We start from the raw sequence: 2,788 nt of genomic DNA, 5'->3' as shown, positions 1-2,788 counted from the left end.
CGCCCACGCACCACGGCTCGCCGAGCAGCGCCGGCGCGACCGCGGTGGTCTTGCCCGCGCCCGGCGGCGCGACGAGCACGGCGTTCGGGCCGGCGCGCAGCGCGGCGAGCAGGTCGGGCAGCACGGCGATGATCGGCAGCGGCGCCATGCCGCCCCTTGCCACAGGGCAGGGCGCCGGGAACACCCATGCCGCCGCCCCGTTATCGCGCATGAGGAGAATCCAAAGCCATGAGCATACTCGACGGATTGCTGAACCAGCTCGGCGGCCACAGCCTGGATGGCCTGGCGGCGCGCGTCGGCCTGACGCCGGACCAGGTGCAGACGGCCCTGGGCGCGCTGCATCATGCCGCGCCGCAGCCCGGCGACACCGCGACCCAGGCCTCGGCCGAAACGGGCCTGCCGGTCGACGCGCTCCAGCAACTGCTCGCGCATATCGGCGGCGAGGGGCGGCTGGGCCAGCTGGCGGGCGCGTTCGGTGGCGGCGAGGGCGGGATCGGCGGCATGCTTGGCGGGATGCTGGGCCGCTCCTGATCGCTGGCGCAGTCCCCTGGCCGCCTGCTAGGGCCACCATCCATGGCGCACGGCCACTCTCACGCCCATGGGCACGATCACGGCCCTGAGCAGGGTCATGCGCACGGCCCTGAGCACGGTCACGCGCATGGTCACGCGCACGGCCATCACCACCATCCCGCGCCCGCCAATTTCGATCGCGCCTTCGCGATCGGGATCACGCTCAACCTGCTCTACGTGCTGGCCGAAGCCGGCGCGGGCCTCACCGTCCAGTCGGTCGCGCTGCTTGCCGACGCGGGGCACAACCTGTCGGACGTGCTGGGGCTGGCCGTGGCGTGGGGCGGCGCGGCGCTGGCGCGACGCCAGCCGTCCAAGCGCTTCACCTATGGGCTGAAGAGCTCCACGATCCTGGCGGCGCTGTCGAACGCGCTGTTGCTGCTGGTGGCGCTCGGCGCGATCGTGCTGGAGGCCGCGCAGCGGCTGGCGAACCCGCCGCCGGTACCGGGCCTGACCGTGGCGGCCGTGGCCGCGGTGGGCATCCTCGTCAACGCGTTCACGGCCTGGCTGTTCGCGCGCGGGCGCCGCGCCGACGTCAACATCCGCGGCGCCTATCTGCACATGGCGGCGGACGCCGTGGTGTCGGCCGGCGTGGTGGCGGCGGGTGTGGTGATCTGGGCGACGGGCTGGCGGTGGCTCGACCCGGCGGTCAGCCTCGTGCTGGCCGCCGTGATCGTGGTCCAGACCGTCGATCTGCTGCGCGAGACGGGCGAGATGGCGCTCGCGGCGGTGCCGCGCGGCATCGACTTCGATCAGGTGGAACAGGCGCTGGCGACGCTGCCCGGCGTTGCGCGGGTCCATGACCTGCATATCTGGCCGATGTCGACGACCGAGCCCGTGCTGACCGCGCACCTCGTCATGCCCGCGGGCAGCCCGGGCGACGACTTCCTGCGCCAGGCGGAGGCGATGCTGCACGCCCGCTTCGGGATCGGCCACGCGACCGTGCAGGTCGAGACCGCGGGCGACTGCGACCTGGCGAGCCCCGCCGTGGTGTAACGAGGGGAGCGCCGCTCAGGCGACGCTCCCCGCAGGGTCAGGCGAAGGCGATCGTCGCGCGCCGCCGGCGCATCGCCGCGCCCGCAAGGCCGAAGCCGCCGATCATCATCGCCCAAGTCGCCGGCTCCGGCACCGCGCCGGCCGCCCCCAGCGTCACCGTCCCAAGGCGGTCATCGCCATAGACGGACCCGCCGGCGACGTCATAGTTGAATGCTTGCGCGATGCGCAGCGTCAGCCGGCCGCCGATCGTGTCGAACTGCTGATTGTTGCCGAACTCGTAAATCGCACCCGGGACCGCGCCGGTAAACAGCGAATTGTCGAGCGAGAACTCCAGGCCCGTGCCGTCGGCGCTCCAGGCGAAGTTCAGCAAAGACGGCCCGAGATTCGCGTAAGTGGGAAACGGATCGCCGAACGCAAAGGCGCGGCGGTTCGTGATCTCGAAGCCGAGATCGGAGCCGTTGCCGTTGGCCGGGTCGAGATCGAAATACAGGTTGGCGAAATTGTAGGCGCTGTCACGAACGTCGGTCGTCGCCTGCAGGTAGCCGAAAACGGTCGTCGCATTGGTAGCAAGATAGATCGAATAGGCATTCGCCTCCCCGTACGGTCCATTCGCCGAGCTGAAATTAGGCGACGCCAACACGGGATTCAGCAAAACCACTGATTTGGCCACGCCATAAGAGGCGTCCCGGACACCGTCGACAGTTTGCGCCGCGGCAGGCGCGACGACGAAAATGGCGGCCGCAGCCGCTAGAAACTTGATCTTCATGGATATTCCCCCGGGACGATACACAATGGCCGGCCCCCCGGCCGACGCCACAACGAGACAGACTTGCTGACAAATTGTCAAGGAGTCTTAACGTGCGTTCACTGGGATTCCGGCGAGCCGTGCCGCCTGCGCGGCAGACGCCAGCGCCTCAATACGCCCGTGCCACCGCGAACTGCACCGCCTCGACCATCGCCGCCTTGGCGCGGCTGTCCGGAAAGCCGGCGATTGCATCGATCGCGCGGGCGCCGTAATGGCGCGCCCGGGCGAGCGTGTCGTCCACCGAGCGCGTGCGGCGGACCAGCTCGACCGCGTGCGCGAAGTCCTCGTCCGCGGCGCGACGGCCTTCCACCGCGTCCTTCCAGAACGCCCGGTCCTCGGCCGAGCCGCGGGCATGGGCGAGGATGACGGGCAGCGTCATCTTGCCCTCGCGGAAGTCGTCGCCCGCGTCCTTGCCCATGG

The 2,788-nt window shown here is 70.4% G+C and carries 4 protein-coding genes; 2 read left to right on the top strand and 2 right to left on the bottom strand.

Annotation, left to right across the window (positions count from 1 at the left end; all coding sequences use genetic code 11):
• The first annotated feature begins 228 nt into the window (after positions 1 to 228).
• Together ACFE64_RS15525 and ACFE64_RS15520 are read left to right on the top strand one after the other, a co-directional pair.
• Positions 229 to 531, top strand: coding sequence for a hypothetical protein (locus ACFE64_RS15525; protein ID WP_375393356.1), 303 nt, complete (start codon positions 229 to 231; stop codon positions 529 to 531).
• A 42-nt stretch (positions 532 to 573) separates the two neighbouring features.
• Positions 574 to 1,563 carry a cation diffusion facilitator family transporter gene (locus tag ACFE64_RS15520; RefSeq protein ID WP_375393355.1) on the top strand — a complete coding sequence of 330 codons (990 nt, stop codon included), beginning with the start codon at positions 574 to 576 and terminating at the stop codon, positions 1,561 to 1,563.
• 37 nt (positions 1,564 to 1,600) lie between these two features.
• Here ACFE64_RS15520 and ACFE64_RS15515 read toward each other — a convergent pair whose 3' ends face one another.
• Together ACFE64_RS15515 and ACFE64_RS15510 are read right to left on the bottom strand one after the other, a co-directional pair.
• Positions 1,601 to 2,380, bottom strand: coding sequence for a PEPxxWA-CTERM sorting domain-containing protein (locus ACFE64_RS15515; RefSeq protein ID WP_375393354.1), 780 nt, complete (start codon positions 2,378 to 2,380; stop codon positions 1,601 to 1,603).
• 97 nt (positions 2,381 to 2,477) lie between these two features.
• A partial coding sequence (locus ACFE64_RS15510) for a polyprenyl synthetase family protein (RefSeq protein WP_375393353.1) occupies positions 2,478 to 2,788 on the bottom strand: 311 nt, incomplete at its 5' end.

It is taken from the genome of uncultured Sphingomonas sp., assembly GCF_964250165.1.
Classification (GTDB): Bacteria; Pseudomonadota; Alphaproteobacteria; order Sphingomonadales; family Sphingomonadaceae; genus Sphingomonas.
Note: the sequence above shows the minus strand (reverse complement) of the source record. Positions and strands in the feature narration are given on the sequence as shown.

Excerpts from the sequence above, each read along its gene's own strand:
- ACFE64_RS15525 (WP_375393356.1), top strand. The coding sequence starts at position 229 with ATGAGCATACTCGACGGATTGCTGAACCAGCTCGGCGGCCACAGCCTG.
- ACFE64_RS15520 (WP_375393355.1), top strand. The coding sequence starts at position 574 with ATGGCGCACGGCCACTCTCACGCCCATGGGCACGATCACGGCCCTGAG.